This is a genomic window from Streptococcus sp. 449_SSPC (assembly GCF_001073005.1).
GTDB classification, from domain to species: domain Bacteria; phylum Bacillota; class Bacilli; order Lactobacillales; family Streptococcaceae; genus Streptococcus; species Streptococcus salivarius_F.
In genome coordinates, this window is sequence record NZ_JVGR01000029.1 from 412,290 (window position 1) to 429,333 (window position 17,044).

A 17,044-nucleotide genomic window follows, 5' to 3' on the forward strand; every position below is an offset into this window, starting at 1 on the left:
GTGCTCAACCGAGCACGTTTTTAGTTGTCTCCAAGAAATGTTTTGAGATGATCCATCTCATTTCGCATTTGTTCCAATCCCTCTTGATAGATGGCCTCAAACTTTTCAGGATCCTTCTCCAATCGACCAACTTCAAGCGCATGCTTTGGACGAATGGCATAAAGATTGCCAGTTTTTTCCAAAGCCTCAATCTTTTCAAGACTCTTATTGTAGTGGATATGGCGATTTGATGCCACATCAACAAATTTAGGATACTTGCGGTAAAAGAGCTTGTAGATTCGCTTACTCGTTTTAGATGGCTCTTTACGGTAGCCCTTAGGACGCGTCAGAACGACAATGAGTTTGTCAAAGCCCAAATTCTCCATAAAATCAATAGGAAGACTATCAGACAGACCACCATCCATGTAGCGTTTGCCCTTGTACTCGACAATTTCAGAAACCAAAGGTAGGGCGGAACTTGCACGAAGGGCTTCCATTTGCTCAAAGACATGATCAATCTTGATATAGTCTGGTTTGCCGGTCTCAATATCTGTAGTGACCACATAGAAGGGAACACCCGAATTAGCAAAGGCCTCCTGATCAAAAACGTCTAACTCCATTGGAACCTTATAATAGGAGAACTCCTTATTAACGAAGTTACCGGTCGTCAGCCATGACCAGAAACTCATGTAGCGACGGTCTCCCATAAAACGCTTGTTGTAGCGAAGGGCTCTTTGGGGCTGGTTAGAAAGGTAATTAACACCAAAAAGTGCTCCAGCCGATACCGAAACAACGCCATCCACCTTAATTCCAGCTTCTAAAAAGGCATCTAATACACCAGCCGTATATAAGCCACGCATCCCACCGCCTTCGAGGACTAAGCCAACTTTCATTCTAAAATCTCCTTTATGATTGGTTCCGCAAGGACTTGATAACCTTGTGGACTCAAGTGCAAACCATCCGTTGTATAGTTGTCATTTAACTGTCCCATGTCATCAGTAAGGTAATCAAAAAGATCGACATAGGTCACACCGGGGAGGACAGCTAATTGTTGATTTAGCTCACGTACAGTCGTATTATTTCGAATCTTAACCTTAGAAGCATACTGTGATTCTTCACTAACTGGAAAGACACTCAGCAAATAGACCTCAGTAAAGAGGGATTCCTGACGAACTGTCATGATAATATCGGAAATACGAGTGACAATATCTCGAATAGGGTAACCTCTTCCGATGTCGTTAATGCCAATCAAGAGCACCAATTTACTTGGTTCCAAATCTAAGACCTGCTCTTTAAGGTGTTCTAAGAGCCAAACCGAGTCTGTTCCTGCAATCCCACGGTTAACAAGGGGAAACTCTCGACCCAGATATTTTTTCAATGCAAAAAACTCCGTGATGGAGTCCCCTGCAAAAACGATTTGGCCTTTGTCTAACTTATGATTTTCATTCACAAATTTGGCTAAACGCTCTTCTTGATAGGCCACAAGCTCAGGCCTAGTTGTTTCAATCATACTTTATCCTTTTTTCTTAAATATTATACGCACTACTGTGATTAAAGCTAGAAAAGTTCCAAGTCCAAGAAATAGCCAGGCAAGATTTTCAAAACCTGATTTATTAGCCAAAAGGGCACCGGAAAGTAGAAATCCCAATGTCAATAAGGCTAAAACCAGATTATTTAATACTTTCTCAAAAACTTTAATGCGACCCGAAAAGTTGATAAAATCATGGTTTACCACAATTCGTCCGTTTAAAATCTGCTCCAAGAGCTGATGCAGACGACGCGGAATATTTTTCCCATTGCGAATCAGATAAAAGAGTTCAATCAAGATACTCTCTTTATTCAGGGCCTGTTTAAGCATGTCAGGGCCCATATTTTCTAGGAAATAATCCTTGGCTAAAGTCATCAAATCCATATTTGGGGCTAACTCTCGGAAAATACCTTCGATTTGAAGCGAAGCCTTCTCCAAAATGGTAATTTGAGACGAGGCTTTAAGATGGTTCTTCTGGAAAATAGCCAGCAAATCCTCTAGCAAATCTGTCATGGACAGACTTCCCAAGTCAACACCAGAATAACGCCCCAGCATCTGCTCGACATCCTGACTTAGAACCGCACGGTTTAGGCCATTATCAAACTGGGTGACTGACAAGATAGCCTTAGTCATACCGTCAACATCCTGAGCAGTAAAACTATATAAGATGTCATTTAAGGACGCACGCATCCCCACTTCCAACTCACCCATAATCCCAAAGTCAATGAAACAAATCTTGCCATCACGTACCAAGAGATTTCCAGGATGAGGATCACCATGAAAATAGCCATCTTTGAAAACCTGCTTGATAAATGACAACATTAGTTTCTTGCCCACATCTTCCAGATCATAACCAGCCTCAAGCAGTTGGCTATAGTCATTAAGTGGAATCCCATCGATGTACTCTTCGACTATGAGGTGTGACGTCGTGAAGGAATCATAGACCTCTGGGACACCTAGACATGCGACAGCCCTGTTATTTGCCTTGAAACGCTTCATGGCCTCTGCTTCATTTCTGAAATCAAGTTCCTTAATTAGGGTTTCTCGCAGATTTTCCAAAACCTCCTGAACATCGACCATAGGTATAAAATGCTTTGGAATATGGCGTGCAAGCTTAATGAGAAGCTGAATATCTTCCTTAACGACCTCATCAATACCAGGTCGCTGAATTTTTACAATCACTTCCTGACCAGATAACAATCTAGCCCTATGGGTCTGAGCTACAGAACCAGAAGCCAAGGGCTCTTCCGAGAAATCAAGGAAACTGTCAGAAAGCCCACTAGGTAATTCTCGCCTAATGGCCGTCATGACTTCCTCTTTATTCAAGGGAGGAACTGAGCTCTGGAGTTTTGATAATTCTCTGATATAGGCCTCTGGCAAAAGGTCAGAGCGTGTGGATAGGATTTGACCAATTTTAACAAAACTAGGTCCCAATTGCTCAAAGGCTTGGCGTAGCTTTACAGGTGTTGTCTGTTGGTCTTGAGGAAGGTGTTTTTCACGATAAGAAAGGAGACCAACTGACGAGAAAACCTTCAACACATGTCTCAATCGTTTACTTGCCATTTTAGTCTCCTTACATTTTATTTATTTTGACTGAGCAAAGCGTCAAGTTTTTCTTCAAGACGTTTCACATCATCCTTAGTCGCATACTCAACTGAAGATTTCTTAGCATCAAGTTTATTCAAAAATTCTTGAGCTTCTTCTTTACTTTGACGTTTGAGCTCTTGTTCCAGTTCCTTACCTTCTTCAACAGTCAAACGCCCCTTTTCAACTAACTCTTTGACAAAACTATCAGCCTTATCTACTGTCATAGCAGTCAAGCCAATACCGGCCAAGAGAACTTTTTTCAAATCATTCATTATCGTTACCTCCATCTAAGTAGGAAAAGTAAAGAAATAGACTAGCCACTTCTTCAGAAAATATAAGAACGTTTTCACACCTTTATTCTACCACTTTTTCAGAAAATGTGTTAATTAGCATAAATTAAAATATATAGTATTCAGATACTTAATAAATAGATATATTCACTAAAACACTTATTTATCAAGTTTGTACTAAAATACTAAATAAGAATCTCAAGCTTTTGCTGAGATTCTTAACGATTTTCTATTTGTAAAGGGCTGCACCATTACTTTCGATAACAGACTTATACCAATCAAATGATTTTTTCTTATAACGAGCCAAGCTACCACTACCATCATCATTACGATCAACGTAGATGAAGCCATATCGTTTACTGAGTTCAGCCGTTGAAGCTGAGACCAAGTCAATTGGTCCCCAAGTCGTATAGCCCCAAAGCTCCACACCATCTTGAAGAGCTTCACCGACTTGAATCAAGTGTTTTTGAAGGTAATCAATACGATAATCATCTTCAACTGTTGGACCATCAGGACCATCAACAAGGACATCCTTGGCACCCAAACCATTTTCGACAATAAACAATGGCAATTGATAACGATCATAGAAGTCATTCAAAACTAGACGAAGAGCGATTGGATCGATAGCCCAACCCCACTCAGATTTCTCAAGGTAGGGATTTTCAACACCACCCATAATATTTCCTTTACCAATTGTATAGTCTTCTGGATTATGTGCGGTTGCCACAGACATATAATAAGAGAATGAAATAAAATCAACGGTATTCTTCAAGATTTCTTCATCTCCAGAAGCGAATTGTATTTCAATACCATTATCTTTTAAATAGCGTTTAATATAGTTTGGATATTTCCCACGGGCATGGATATCTGAGAAGAGATAGTTTTGATTTTCAAACTCGTGAACAGCCAACTGATCCAAAGGATTAGCTGTCATCCCATAAGCAGGCATAGCAAGAACCATACACCCAATCTTAAAATCAGGGTTGATGTCATGTCCGATCTTGGTTGCTGAAGCTGATGCGACTAACTCATGGTGAACTGCTTGGTAAAGATCCTGTTTAGAGAGCTCTTCCATCGGAGTTGCAATCCCACCTGACATGAACGGTGCGTGTAAAACAGAGTTCACTTCATTAAAGGTCAACCAATATTTGACCTTATCTTTATAACGTGTGAAGACTGTACGAACATAATTCTCATAAAAACCAATTAATTTACGATTAGTCCATCCATTGTACTCACGCGCCAAGTTGAGTGGTGTTTCATAATGGGACAAGGTTACAAGCGGTTCGATGCCATACTTGGCCAATTCATCAAAAACCTTATCGTAGAAGGCTAGACCTGCTTCATTTGGCTCGGTATCATCACCATTTGGAAAGATACGAGTCCATGCAATTGACATGCGGAAGACCTTAAAGCCCATCTCTGCAAAAAGTGCTATGTCTTCTTTATAACGATGATAGAAATCTATACCTTCTAGTTTTAGATTATCTGGTGTTGGTTGGTCAGTAATCAAAGGATTCAAGGCCCCGGGTTCAAAGGGAACACCGCCTTTTGGCGTTACATCCTGTACGGACAAGCCTTTGCCATCTAGGTTGTAAGCACCCTCAAACTGGTTGGCAGCTGTTGCACCACCCCAGAGAAAATCTTTTGGAAATCTATATGTCATCTTTTATCTCCTTGCATTGTTCAATTTACTCATAGTATAACACTTAGAAAACGATTACACTTATACTATCTTATTGAAATCTGATACTATAACACGAAAAAAAACAGACCGAAGTCTGTTTGAATTAGTCATTACTTTCAAGAGCATTTGCTGCTTTGGCTTCCTCTCGCCTAACAACATTATCTTTAACAATCTGATATAGGGTTGCGGCTACTGGCACAGAAACCAACATACCCAAGATACCACCCAAGGCAGAACCTATGGTGATTGCGAAGATAACCCAAATACCAGGAAGTCCGGTAGATCCACCGACCACATAAGGATAGATGAGATTCCCTTCAAACTGCTGCAAAATAACCACGTAGGCAACAAACAAAAGCGCCAAGGTCACAGAGTGCGTCATAATCAAGATGGTACCAATCGTCACACCAATATAAGCCCCCACAACTGGAATCATTGCTGAAAAACCAATCAGGATAGAGATAGTCGCTGCGTAAGGGAAATTAAAGATACTCATCCCAATATAACACAAGGTCCCCAAAATACAAGCCTCAAGCGACTGATAGACGAAGAAATTGCGGAATCGATTATTGAGAATAGCAACTACATAGTGGAAAGTCTTACCATAACGTCCTAAATAGACGTCTACCAAACGATTGACCTGATTCCCAAGCTTCTCTTTTCCAGCTAAGACATAACAAGAAAAGACAATACTGATAAAAAGATTAATCAAGGTTGATGGCAGACTCGTTAAAGAAGTCAAGAAGCTCGTCAAACCATTCATGATTTGTTGAAGCAACTGAGCACTATAGCTATTGATTAGCTCTCTAACCTGTGTCACACCACCAAAATCTTGAATAATTTTTTGCAAGGATTTGTTTTTAAGCAACCAATTAATCAAGTTATTAATAGCTGAGCGGTCTTGACTAATTAAGGTGTTGATACTGTCAATCAAATCAGGAAGGACAGTGAATACTACCCAAGTAAAGACCAAGCCAATGGTTCCCAATGCCGAGAGCAGAGCAATAGGACGCTTGATTTTAGCGATAAAACCAAATGGAATAAACTTGACCAGTAGCTTCTCATAAAAAGACATCAGGATATTTACCACAAAGGCAATCCCTGCTCCAACCAGGAAGGGCTGACTAGCAACGTAAATGGTGTTACAAATTGAAACAACTGTTTCCCAGTAAGTATAGATCAAGAAACAACTGAAAAAGAGGACAGCCAACCAAATGAACTGATTTTTTGTAAATTTCATAGGCACTCCATAATTTAAAATACCCTTCCATTATACACTAAGAAAGGGTTTCTTACTATCTTTGATCATAGAAAGCCGCTAAAATTCCACCAACTCTTGATCAGCTATTGGATCTATCAGCTTGACAAAGTGAAAGCTCGATCCATCGTAATCAAAAACTAAGATGGCACAATTGCCTGGACAAGACTGAAAGGCCCGCTCTGGCTCAACGGCATGAAGAAAAGTCATCAAGGCTCCAGCGTGACTAACAGCTAAAATAGATTGGTCAGGATGCTTATCTACTATCTCCTTAGCACTCGCAACAACACGCGCAACGAACTGATCCTGACTTTCCCCACCAAACTGGGCATAGTGGTCACCAAAATGCCCCACAACAGGTGTCTTGGGATGAAGATACTCTGGCTGACCTTCAAAAATACCAAAATGCATTTCTTTTAGCCCCTTAACACGTTGATAATCAGTACGCCCAGTCGCCAATTCAATGGTATCAGAAGCTCTTTCAGTTGTCGTACAATAATACTGATCAAAAGTCATATCATGTTTTTCAAAATAAGCACGGACCTGACGAGCTTGGTCCCGACCTTTTTCGGTCAATGGAGAATCACACCAACCTTGAATCCGATTGAGTGTGTTAAAAAGTGTCTGTCCATGTCGCATTAAATAGAGTCGTGTCATTCTTCGCCTCCAAAGATATACTCTTCTTCTACAGGATTATATACTGAAACCAGTTCAAATTGCCCTTGATCATAGGTAAAATGTAAGATGCAACAATTTTTAAGACCACGAATATCTGGGGCGGGATTTAAAACACGTCTACAAAACTGCAAAATAGATGGTCCATGACTAACTAGCAAGGACTTAGAACCATCGGCCACACTCTCCATGATGGCCCTAATAGTTAACTCCATACGATCCCGAACCTGGGTCGTACTCTCGCCACCAAATTGAACAAAGTAATCACCAAAGCCTTGTCCATCAGGTAAGGTTTTAGGAGTAAGATACTCTGGCTGGCCCTCAAAAGCTCCAAAATCCTGTCCCTTAAGACCTTTAAGTCTTTCATAGTCTGTTCGTCCAGTCACAATTTCTAGGGTATCACTAGCTCTCTCAGAGGTTGACGTAAAGACATGATCAAAAATTGGCTCCTGCTTGGCTAGATACTGACCAGCCTTTTTAGCCTGTTCGATCCCGACTTCCGTTAAAGGGGCATCGCAGACCCCCTGAAGCCTATGCTGAACATTAAACCGTGTTTGTCCATGCCTCATTAAATAAAATTCTTTCATAATGTTACCTCTAAACCAGAAATCGGATCAATCACCTGAAGAAGCTCCAATTGACCTTGGTTATAATCATAAACACAAACATTACAATTTCCAAAGCCCACTCCTTCAGGAAAGGCCAAGTCCATGAAAATGATCAATCCCCATAAAGCCGCTCCATGACTAACAAATAGAAGATTCTCATCACCCTCTTTAGTATGCTCTTCTGCTTTCTCTATAACAGTCTTTAAAACCCTCTGGCCAACCTGACGGATATCTTCCCCTCCATATGGAACCAAAAGATCTTCGAAAGATCGTGTGCCAGGTCGATGTTTTGGCAAGAGGTGCTCAGGTTGTGCCTCAAAAGAGCCAAAATTCATTTCTTTAATTCCTTTAAGCTGAGTTACAGTATACTCGGGCGCCACAATCTTTGCCGTGTCAGTTGCTCTCTCTTGCGTAGATGAATAGACAGCGTCAAAAGAAATACCTTTCTTAGCAAAGTACTGCTTAGCTTCTTCCGCCTGCCAGATCCCATTTTCAGTCAGGGGAGAGTCACACCATCCCTGAACACGCTTTTGTGTATTAAATAATGTCTCACCATGTCGCATTAAATATAACTTCATTACTTTTACCACCCTTTTTTAAGATAAACCTAAATAATCTTCTAAGATAGTCAAGACCCCTTGATTCTTATGGTGCGGTGCTATTTGGTCTGCCACTTGTAAAATAGCTGGACTGGCATTTTCCATAGCATAAGAGCGGCCAGCCATTTGCAGGAGCTCAAGATCATTGTCACCATCACCGAAGGCCATGACATTGGACTCAGACAAGTCCCAGTGGTTAAGAAGCTGCTTGAGTCCCCAAGCCTTGTGCATGCCTTTTTGAATGAAGTCAATAGCACCAAAACCACTGGGAACAGCAACTAGATTGCCATCAAAATCACGATTAAAAGCCTGTGACACACGATTAGCCTCTTCAGGACTCAGCAACATGGTAATCTTGATGAAATCATCATCTAAATCCTCCAGCCCATTCAAACGTTGAATGGATGCTTCCATGGCGGCTTGCTCTTCTTCTGTTATCATCTCAGCAAAATTAACCCTAGTCCCTTTTAACATATAGGAGCCTTGAGCACCATTAAATATAGTCGGCCTATCTAACAAATCATAATTAAAATAGCTTAGCAAGTTTTCAACATCATTTGATGCCATGAACTCCTGACACAGAAGCTTGCCATAGCTAACCACCTGACCACCATTTTCAGCTACAAAATGCAGGCGATTAAAAGTCTCCGCAAACATGGGTTTAAGACGGCTCATACTATTACCTGATGCAACGACAAAGTGCATATCACGCGCATCCATAGCATCTAAAATCTGACTAAAACGCTCCTTGTCATAGCTCCCTTTATCGTCTAAAAATGTTCCATCCATATCTGTTGCAATCACCTTAATGGTCATAAAGCACCTCCTTGACTAACTCACTCTTATTATAACCCTTTTAGAAAACGCTTACCAGTACCATACTAAGAAAAACTGATACTATTCTTGGATATTTAATGGTCTTAGGATTGTTTTGTAAGCCTAGATTGTTTATAATGATAGTATGAAATTGAAGAATATTTTAAGAATACTATTTTCTCTTCTAATGATTGGTGCCATCGTTGGGGGACTGCTCTACCTCACCATCTACTTCAACAACCGAGATATTAAGAAGCTTTCTATGCCATCAAATAAGGGCGGATTGAACTTTACCATAAAAAATAAAGAGCTCTTAGATCAGTCTGTCCTACTTGAAAAAGGCACTATTAAAAATGTAGACATGCAGATTCTATCCTTCAAGAAGGATGGAAAATACATCCTACAAAAAGGAAGAACCGAAGATGATAATCCTGAACTCACAGAGCAAAGTATTAAGTACGAAGCTAAGCGACGAGATGCTCTTGCTCTCATTAACGCAGGTTTTTGGTCTTACGAAGGACTAGATCGTCCCTTCGCTCAAAAGGAAATCGAATTGGGCAAAACAGGCCTTCTATATGGAGATGATCAAAATAATATCACTGCCGGTACCTACCCAAATATAGACACAGCTAAAATGTTTACCCACATGGGAAGCAATGGTTGGGATACAGGTGCCTTTGGTATTCTCATTAAGGATAAGAAGGTAGATAAAACCTGGGAGAAAGGTGATCCTGACCAACCAAATGCACGTTCCATTTATGTAGAAACCTATGATGGTATTATCCGTATTATCCAAACCTATGGTCACAACTCCCTCAATAAGGGCTTAAATCACCAAGACGTATACAACCTTTTAAAAAATTTAGGCTACTCGAATATTCGCCTTGCCTTCCTCCTAGATGGTGGAGGAACGACTCGTATGTATACACGATCTGATAATGGTACGGAAAAGGTTGCTGGGGCCTTTGTCGACAATAGAACCTACATTGAGTACCTCTATCTCACCAAGCGAGATAGCAATGCTACTGATCCAAATGTATGGCGAGATCCTGAGCTCGTAAAAGCAGGTAAGTCCAAGTCAATCACTTATGACGACTATATTAAAGCAATCTATTCAAACGGAAAAGTTGCAGGAACCCAATACCAGTTTGAAATCTCCAAATAATGCAAAAATCCTCACTAAAATGAGGATTTTTTATCTTATTTCAAATTGTTCAATGCGGTAAGTAGATAGTGACCATCACGAATACCTTTACCGACACGCTTGGTATTTTCAAGCAAATCTTGGTAATCAGTATCTGAAAGATTGTCAATGGTAGCCTTCAAATCATGAAGCGACTCTACTGCAATCCCACAGCCATTCTCAAGCACAAAGTGAGACAAGGCTGACTGTTTCCAAACAACAAGCGGGAATCCTGATGCCAAGTAAAGTGACGCCTTATGAGAGTTGTTATAGCGAAGGTACTCGCCAAAGACACCACTACATGTCTCAGCACTATCACCATCCCAGACAAGCCCAAAACCACCCTCAAGGGCTGCAGGAAGCTCATCAGGTAGGAATGAGCCAAAGTAAGCCTCATTCTCAAGAGCTCTGCTCTCGTCGAAGCCAACACCATAAAGGTTATAAGCAGGTTTCGCAGGAAGTGAGTAAAGATAACCAGCTTTTTCTTGTGCCAGATTACCAGCCACAATAATTGGCTGATTCTTACTTAGACCTGTCTTCTCTTGGAAATTTGGAATCAAATAGTCGAAAATGCCAAGGCTAACAATCTTATCTTCCGCAATCCCTTTATCCACCAAAACAGATTTCATAATTGGATTGTGGGCGATGATGCCATCAGCTGCACCAAGAAGACCTGATTCTTGAATCTGAATACGAATCTTATGCTTTAAAGGGAAATTTTCAACATTGACATAACGAAGAGCTTCTAAATCGTGGATAATAAAATTAACTTTTACCCCTTTTTTCTGCGCTTTCTTGACATGATGTGTTGTAAAAAAGCTATGGTGAAGCATCGGGAATTGAATAAGCAATTCATCTCCTTGTTGCAATTGATCCAAAGCCTGACCAAAAGCCTTTGATTTATGAAGCTGTGCTTTAACAGTGCTCATCTCGTACCAATTGTCAACTGAAAGAACCAAGGCTTGATAGCCCTCTCTCTTTACAATTTCTTCAACGTCATTACGAGCCTTATTTCCTGCATTTTTAACATTGTTATCGTGTAAAAATTCTTCTTTTAAATAGTATTTCATCTCTTATTTCTCATTTTTCAAAAGCTGATTTTTCAGGATAGCGTTCTTTCAAGATTTCCTTAAAACGAATGATATACTCTTCTTTAAAGTCAATGTCATCATTGACACAAAGCAGTTTTTTACGTTTATCTTTAAAGATACTCACTAACCTGTCAACTTGATTTAGATCTATCGACTCTCCAAAATTCTTTGACATAGGGTAAAACTGATTACTTTCAATTTGCCAATGTTGACAGATATATTGATTAACATCTACTCCATAATCTCTAATTTGATTACGTGATGTTTTATCTAAAGTTTCCCCTTCAATTTCCCATAAATGTGCCAAAGTGCTTTTCTTCATTGGAACAGGTAAATGTTGATTCACGTATCCCGTCGGACCCCAAGGCAAGAGTAACAAGTTTTTCAAAACTAGGGAACCATAACGGAAATTAAAGAATTTCCAAGGCGAGGATTTCAAAGCCTTCTTATTAGGAAAATGACGATAGATTAATTCAACATTATTGTGATAAGTATTAGTAAACGGTGACCAAGGAACTAAAGCATCGTATACTGCTAAAAGCTTGGGTTGACCATTTTTATAAAAATCTGAAGGGTGACTATCTCTAATCAAGTACATATCATCATTGAAATACAAATAGTTCTCCGACAATCCTTCAATACGATGAAGATTAAGCTCAATAGCTGCTGAATTATAGGTAGGTAGGTATTCATTAGGCATAAATTCCTTATGAGTGACCAATTTGAGTTTTGGATGATCCAAATTCAACCAGTCTGGCTTTTGCCCATTGGTAATCAAATAAACATTATTTACCCAAGGAGCATGCTTTTCAATCATTCGGAACCAGTAATTAAAAATGCCATAATCACGATAACGTTGCTCACCATCAATTTCTTGGTTTAAATCTGAGACATGACCAGTCACAGCCTGTTTTTCACGGATAAACTCTGGATCACTACCATCTACCCAAAGAACAACGATATCAATTTTTTCTTGTGTCATTTAGTAAATTCTTTCTCGACGACTTCTAGAGCACGCTCAATAACCACGTGCATGTCGTAGTATTTATAGTCTGCCAAACGTCCACAGAAGATAACCTTGTCATTTTTCTCTGCTTCTTCTTGGTACTTAGAAAACATGGCGTTGTTCTTTTCATCATTGATTGGGTAGTATGGTTCATCTCCACGTTTCCAGTCAGCTGGGTATTCACGTGTGATAACTGTCTTAGGTTGTGTACCATACTCGAAGTGCTTATGTTCGATGATTCGAGTATAAGGAATCTCACGCTCTGTGTAGTTGACCACGGCATTTCCTTGATGATTTTCCTCATCTAAGACTTCGTGTTCAAAACGAAGACTGCGATACTCCAACTCACCATGTTTGTAATCAAAATACTGGTCAATCATCCCTGTAAAGACAACTTTATCAGCTGAAGCTTCAAGCTCTTCACGATTGGCAAAGAAGTCAACCCCAAGTTCTACTTCAACATCGCCTAGCATGTTTTCAATGATAACGTTGTAACCACCGATTGGAATTCCTTGGTAACGGTCATTAAAGTAGTTGTTATCAAAGGTCAAACGAACAGGAAGACGTTTAATGATAAATGGTGGAAGGTCTGTGGCAGAACGTCCCCATTGTTTTTCAGTATATCCCTTAATCAACTTTTCGTAGATATCTGGACCAATCAACTTGATAGCTTGTTCTTCAAGATTTTTAGGCTCAACGTCTTTCATATCAGCCGTTTGCTCAGCAATCTTGTCCTTAACTTCTTGAGGAGTCTTAGTGCCCCACATAGCATAGAAAGTATTCATGTTGAATGGAAGATTGTATAGACTGCCCTTGTAGTTAGCAATTGGAGAGTTGATATAGTTGTTAAATTCAGCAAACTGGTTAACATAGTCCCAAACCTTTTTGTTTGAGGTATGGAAAATGTGGGCACCATACTTGTGAACGTTAATACCTTCAACATCTTCACAGTAGATATTACCACCAATGTGATCACGCTTGTCAATCACTTTTACTTTTTTACCGCGTTTAGTTGCTTCGTGTGCGAAGATTGCTCCAGACAAACCAGCACCAACGATAAGATAATCGTACATTATAAACTCCTTTTTATAATTTAACTATTCGATTGATATAAGGGATTTTCATGAATATCATACTTATTAGAAAACTAATCACTAATGTGAAAACAGGGAAAAATAAGTGTGCACCTTCTATGTTAAACCCTATCAACTTTTGCCATATTTGCATAACATAGGTATGTATAATAAATACCCCCATCGTTTGGACTGATAACAAGTAGATCATTCTATGTTTAGAAGCATCAATGGTTAGCGTCAATAAGGTAAGAAATAGTCCTAAACTAATTACTTTTACCAAAAGATTGTCATAAAAATATTCAGCAAAAAGATTATGATAAGTAGTTTTTGCTATGAAAAATAATATTATCGGTGAAATCAATAACAAAAGTATGCTAACTATTTTCATCCATCCCTTAAAGATTGATTTTAAATTATCTATATTGAATTGTGCTACAAAACCACCTAAAATGTAGTAAAAGAACCAAGTCCATAATCTAAACGTCTGTATAACATAAATTTGCACTGGCATTTGAAGCAAAAAATTAATCAATTCAAAAATCAAACCAATAATTGTTAATACAGATAGAAAGTATAAATAACTTCTTTTTGAATGTAAATACTTCTTCAATATCGGCAAGCATAAATAAATAAGTATTAGTGAGCCGAAAAACCAAAATTGGAAGAAATAACCCTTTTGTATCAAAGAAGCCAAAATTTTTTTAATTGGATTAATTGTGAAGTCTCTTTTAAGAAACCAAATGATAACGGTCCATGAAGACACTGTTATTAGAACCCATTTTATTTTATGTAGTATATAGGGATATGTTATCTTGCTCTTACCCAATAATAAATAACCATTTACCATAAAAAACAAGGGAATTGAATAAGTACCTAGATAATATAAATAAGATGAGTAATTCCATCGCCCTGTTTCCTTAAACCCTGGCATCGTAGTATGAAGCAAAACAACTCCTATACAAGCAATTACTTTTATCAAGTCTAAGTTTATATTCCGTGTTTTCTTCATTTCTAATTTTTTCCTATTATTTGTTTTAATTCTTTAACATCTACCACTTTCAAAACTAGAATAGCAAGAAGGTAAATGAGGCCACCAAGCACTGCATACACAAGAACATTTAAAGTAGGTGGAAAATGCAAGAATGGTTTTGCACTTAGCAACAAGCCATACATCATAGCAGATGCGCATACAATTTTTGCCATAGACTCAAGAATCGGTACTTCTTTGAGGTAAGGAAGGCTGAAGTACAATTGAATGAACCATACCAAAGCCTCTGTTAAAACTGATACAATTGAGGCCCCAACAAAGCCAAATGGAGGAATTAACAAGAGATTAAGTCCAACACTGACAACAGCCGGAATAGTCGTAGAGAGCATAAACTCACGATGTTTATTGTGTGGAATCAAAATCTGGATTCCCATAATATTTGTCCAACCAATAAAGAACATCCTAAAGACCATGATGGCAATGGCAATATTAGCTGCTTGGAAGTCCTTTCCTAGGAAAAAACTAACAAAGTCTTTATTGACAACCAAGAGACCAGCAATAATTGGGAAAATGACGAGATTATAAATCAAGAAAGAGAATTCATGCATCTTGTTAACAGCCTTATAGTCTCCACTAGACAAAAGACCAGATACCCTTGGAAGCATTACACTTCCCAATGAAGTCACCAACGTCAACAAAATATTAATTATTTTCAAAGCCTGATCATAAATCCCTACATCATTTGTCGATGACAAGGCACCCAACATGGTACGATCCAAAGTCACGTATAGTGAAATGGCAACCTGAGGGAGAAACAGCAAAATAACAGGTTTAAGATGTTTCTTAGCATAGGATAAATCAAATTGTGGTTCTCCAATGTAAGGTCTCGCTGGTAACCACATACTTAATTGCCCAAGCAATTCAAAGAAGGTCAATAGGAAAACATAGAGATACAAATCACCAGGTGTTTTCACAAATAGGAAGATAGAAATAACTCCTAAAACCTTTACTGTTGTATTCCTTGCGGTAATACGACGAAAATCCTCCAAACCTTGGAATAACCAAGAAATGTCCATTCCTTTCGATATCAAACTTAGACCTAAGATATAAGCCACCATATTTTGCATACCAGGAAAGAACAAACATAATGATGTATACAAGACTAGAGACAATATAGTCGCAATCAATTGGAGAGTATAAATACCCCAGAAATTTTTACGAATATCCTTTCGATGCCCTGAAATCTCCTTAGTACCATAGTTAGCAACTCCCAAAGTAGCCAAAAGAATAAAGTAGGTCACAATCGAATTAAAGTAACCATAAGTACCTAAATCCTTTGAACTGAAAATACGAGTAACATAAGGTGTCGTAATAATTGGTAAAACAATGACCAGTAATTGATAGGAAAGATTGTAGGCGTAATTTTTTAAAACTTTCATAAGTATATGACTCTGTTTAGACTTTCTAAATGATATACCTCTGCTTCAATTACAAAAAATCTTTATCAGTCTTCATCACAAAGAGTCGACTAATCAATAGGATAAGAGGTGAGTAACGAAGAACCAGCATTTGGGGGTCAAACATGCCATGAATGATCATAACCCCCAAGCAGGCAAGAATGATATCTTTTCGGTTAGTTACAAAATAATTCATGACACGTGTTAATGCAAATAACATGAATGCACTAACAGCCAATCCATCAATTACGAGTAACTGCACAAACGAGCTATCAATAAAGTTATAGTTGCTTGAAAAATTACCGAAGATGTCCAGGGTGGTAAATGAAATTGGTCGACCTAATAAGGAAACTCCGAAGTTTCGGAATCCTTGAACACTCAGTCTTAGACGATTATGTGTAAATTGGTCAACAAGATGGAATAAATCACCAGTTGAATAGAAACAGAAATAGAGGGTTATAGCCAATGCAATAATAAAACCATATTTGGCAAGATTCGCTGTTATAACATTACTATCTATGAAATCAAACTTAAAGACCTTAAGACTGAATAACGCATAAGTCAAAATCAAGAGACTTAGATAAAGTGGACTTGAGGTTGAGGTCTGTTGGTACATATAAAACGTAGCAAACAGCAAAGCTAACAACTCCAGATAAGAAACTTTCTTTCCTCTGAACATTAAGTAACTACATAGGGCAAAAAACATACGCTGAGAGGCAAAGGACACATAGTTGAATCCTAAACTATAACGATAACCACTATCAGCACTCATCAACATATTTGAAATAATACCCATCTTACTAGCTAGAATAGTTACAAACAGCACTAAAAATGTGGCGAAGGAGAAAGTCCCTAATAACTTCTTGAACTCTATATCCCTAGCTGAAAAAACTAACAGCAAAACGTTAATATCAGGAAGACCATCTCGATTTTTTGACACAATTAACATGATCAAGGTAAATAATAGGAAAATTATTAATTCCTTCAAGTGGTATCTGAAATAATTAATGGTATCAGGAAGATTAATGAGTTCCTTTATCGTAATCATACCTATTGTAAAATAGAGCAAGATACGATAGAGTGACAAAAAACCATCCACTCTTACAAAATAAGTTGTAGTTACCAGAGATGCAAATAATACCCAAATAAAAAGAGTAAATAAATAGATTTTCTCTGAGATAAAGCGACTGCTATTCACAAGTACTTTCCATACCTT

At 38.5% G+C, this 17,044-nt stretch carries 17 protein-coding genes; 1 reads left to right on the forward strand and 16 read right to left on the reverse strand.

Going from position 1 to position 17,044, the window contains the following annotated elements; translation table 11 throughout:
* Positions 1-20 precede the first annotated feature (20 nt).
* The 10 genes from ADH51_RS07985 to ADH51_RS08030 all read right to left on the reverse strand — a co-directional run bounded on the left by ADH51_RS07985 (position 21) and on the right by ADH51_RS08030 (position 9,027).
* Complete coding sequence (locus tag ADH51_RS07985; RefSeq protein ID WP_002890920.1) at positions 21-872, reverse strand: patatin-like phospholipase family protein; 852 nt, start codon at positions 870-872, stop codon at positions 21-23.
* Positions 869-1,489, reverse strand: a complete 621-nt coding sequence (locus tag ADH51_RS07990; RefSeq protein ID WP_048675894.1) for an SGNH/GDSL hydrolase family protein — start codon at positions 1,487-1,489, stop codon at positions 869-871. The genes ADH51_RS07985 and ADH51_RS07990 overlap by 4 nt, the downstream gene beginning before the upstream one ends.
* A 3-nt stretch (positions 1,490-1,492) precedes the next feature.
* Positions 1,493-3,070: an ABC1 kinase family protein gene (locus ADH51_RS07995; protein WP_048675897.1), complete on the reverse strand. Its 1,578-nt coding sequence runs from the start codon at positions 3,068-3,070 to the stop codon at positions 1,493-1,495.
* Between the two features lie 17 nt (positions 3,071-3,087).
* Entirely contained in the window at positions 3,088-3,366 is a 279-nt protein-coding gene (locus tag ADH51_RS08000; RefSeq protein ID WP_004182567.1) for a phasin family protein, read from the reverse strand.
* Between the two features lie 247 nt (positions 3,367-3,613).
* Positions 3,614-5,050, reverse strand: a complete 1,437-nt coding sequence (locus tag ADH51_RS08005; RefSeq protein ID WP_048675900.1) for a glycoside hydrolase family 1 protein — start codon at positions 5,048-5,050, stop codon at positions 3,614-3,616.
* Between the two features lie 124 nt (positions 5,051-5,174).
* Complete coding sequence (locus tag ADH51_RS08010) at positions 5,175-6,311, reverse strand: AI-2E family transporter (RefSeq protein WP_048675903.1); 1,137 nt, start codon at positions 6,309-6,311, stop codon at positions 5,175-5,177.
* Positions 6,312-6,389: 78 nt separating this feature from the next.
* A complete protein-coding gene (locus ADH51_RS08015; RefSeq protein ID WP_038675968.1) occupies positions 6,390-6,986 on the reverse strand; it encodes a histidine phosphatase family protein in 597 nt (198 codons plus the stop codon).
* A complete protein-coding gene (locus tag ADH51_RS08020; protein ID WP_038675967.1) occupies positions 6,983-7,591 on the reverse strand; it encodes a histidine phosphatase family protein in 609 nt (202 codons plus the stop codon). Before ADH51_RS08020 ends, ADH51_RS08015 begins: the two co-directional genes overlap by 4 nt.
* On the reverse strand, positions 7,588-8,190 hold the full coding sequence (locus ADH51_RS08025) for a histidine phosphatase family protein (RefSeq protein ID WP_038675965.1): 603 nt from the start codon (positions 8,188-8,190) through the stop codon (positions 7,588-7,590). Before ADH51_RS08025 ends, ADH51_RS08020 begins: the two co-directional genes overlap by 4 nt.
* 18 nt (positions 8,191-8,208) lie before the next feature.
* Entirely contained in the window at positions 8,209-9,027 is an 819-nt protein-coding gene (locus ADH51_RS08030) for a Cof-type HAD-IIB family hydrolase (RefSeq protein WP_048675907.1), read from the reverse strand.
* Positions 9,028-9,172: 145 nt separating this feature from the next.
* Between ADH51_RS08030 and ADH51_RS08035 the strand changes: the two genes are divergently transcribed.
* Positions 9,173-10,192 carry a phosphodiester glycosidase family protein gene (locus tag ADH51_RS08035; protein WP_176744474.1) on the forward strand — a complete coding sequence of 340 codons (1,020 nt, stop codon included), beginning with the start codon at positions 9,173-9,175 and terminating at the stop codon, positions 10,190-10,192.
* Positions 10,193-10,227: 35 nt separating this feature from the next.
* Here the strand turns inward: ADH51_RS08035 and ADH51_RS08040 are convergent, their stop codons facing one another.
* From ADH51_RS08040 to ADH51_RS08065, 6 genes are read right to left on the reverse strand one after another with little or no spacing between them, the layout of a single operon-like run.
* Positions 10,228-11,280, reverse strand: a complete 1,053-nt coding sequence (locus ADH51_RS08040) for a galactofuranosyltransferase (protein WP_048675912.1) — start codon at positions 11,278-11,280, stop codon at positions 10,228-10,230.
* A 10-nt stretch (positions 11,281-11,290) separates the two neighbouring features.
* Positions 11,291-12,283 carry a stealth family protein gene (locus ADH51_RS08045; protein ID WP_048675915.1) on the reverse strand — a complete coding sequence of 331 codons (993 nt, stop codon included), beginning with the start codon at positions 12,281-12,283 and terminating at the stop codon, positions 11,291-11,293.
* Positions 12,280-13,380: a UDP-galactopyranose mutase gene (glf, locus tag ADH51_RS08050; RefSeq protein ID WP_037611226.1), complete on the reverse strand. Its 1,101-nt coding sequence runs from the start codon at positions 13,378-13,380 to the stop codon at positions 12,280-12,282. The genes ADH51_RS08045 and glf overlap by 4 nt, the downstream gene beginning before the upstream one ends.
* Positions 13,381-13,393: 13 nt before the next feature.
* Positions 13,394-14,392 (reverse strand): acyltransferase, encoded by a 999-nt coding sequence (locus ADH51_RS08055; protein WP_048675918.1) that lies wholly within the window; start codon positions 14,390-14,392, stop codon positions 13,394-13,396.
* Positions 14,393-14,394: 2 nt separating this feature from the next.
* On the reverse strand, positions 14,395-15,810 hold the full coding sequence (locus ADH51_RS08060; RefSeq protein ID WP_002884884.1) for a flippase: 1,416 nt from the start codon (positions 15,808-15,810) through the stop codon (positions 14,395-14,397).
* A gap of 49 nt (positions 15,811-15,859) precedes the next feature.
* Positions 15,860-17,026, reverse strand: coding sequence for a hypothetical protein (locus ADH51_RS08065; RefSeq protein ID WP_048675921.1), 1,167 nt, complete (start codon positions 17,024-17,026; stop codon positions 15,860-15,862).
* Positions 17,027-17,044 lie beyond the last annotated feature (18 nt).

Excerpts from the sequence above, each read along its gene's own strand:
- ADH51_RS07985 (WP_002890920.1), bottom strand. The coding sequence starts at position 872 with ATGAAAGTTGGCTTAGTCCTCGAAGGCGGTGGGATGCGTGGCTTATAT.
- ADH51_RS07990 (WP_048675894.1), bottom strand. The coding sequence starts at position 1,489 with ATGATTGAAACAACTAGGCCTGAGCTTGTGGCCTATCAAGAAGAGCGT.
- ADH51_RS07995 (WP_048675897.1), bottom strand. The coding sequence starts at position 3,070 with ATGGCAAGTAAACGATTGAGACATGTGTTGAAGGTTTTCTCGTCAGTT.
- ADH51_RS08000 (WP_004182567.1), bottom strand. The coding sequence starts at position 3,366 with ATGAATGATTTGAAAAAAGTTCTCTTGGCCGGTATTGGCTTGACTGCT.
- ADH51_RS08005 (WP_048675900.1), bottom strand. The coding sequence starts at position 5,050 with ATGACATATAGATTTCCAAAAGATTTTCTCTGGGGTGGTGCAACAGCT.
- ADH51_RS08010 (WP_048675903.1), bottom strand. The coding sequence starts at position 6,311 with ATGAAATTTACAAAAAATCAGTTCATTTGGTTGGCTGTCCTCTTTTTC.
- ADH51_RS08015 (WP_038675968.1), bottom strand. The coding sequence starts at position 6,986 with ATGACACGACTCTATTTAATGCGACATGGACAGACACTTTTTAACACA.
- ADH51_RS08020 (WP_038675967.1), bottom strand. The coding sequence starts at position 7,591 with ATGAAAGAATTTTATTTAATGAGGCATGGACAAACACGGTTTAATGTT.
- ADH51_RS08025 (WP_038675965.1), bottom strand. The coding sequence starts at position 8,190 with ATGAAGTTATATTTAATGCGACATGGTGAGACATTATTTAATACACAA.
- ADH51_RS08030 (WP_048675907.1), bottom strand. The coding sequence starts at position 9,027 with ATGACCATTAAGGTGATTGCAACAGATATGGATGGAACATTTTTAGAC.
- ADH51_RS08035 (WP_176744474.1), top strand. The coding sequence starts at position 9,173 with ATGAAATTGAAGAATATTTTAAGAATACTATTTTCTCTTCTAATGATT.
- ADH51_RS08040 (WP_048675912.1), bottom strand. The coding sequence starts at position 11,280 with ATGAAATACTATTTAAAAGAAGAATTTTTACACGATAACAATGTTAAA.
- ADH51_RS08045 (WP_048675915.1), bottom strand. The coding sequence starts at position 12,283 with ATGACACAAGAAAAAATTGATATCGTTGTTCTTTGGGTAGATGGTAGT.
- glf (WP_037611226.1), bottom strand. The coding sequence starts at position 13,380 with ATGTACGATTATCTTATCGTTGGTGCTGGTTTGTCTGGAGCAATCTTC.
- ADH51_RS08055 (WP_048675918.1), bottom strand. The coding sequence starts at position 14,392 with ATGAAGAAAACACGGAATATAAACTTAGACTTGATAAAAGTAATTGCT.
- ADH51_RS08060 (WP_002884884.1), bottom strand. The coding sequence starts at position 15,810 with ATGAAAGTTTTAAAAAATTACGCCTACAATCTTTCCTATCAATTACTG.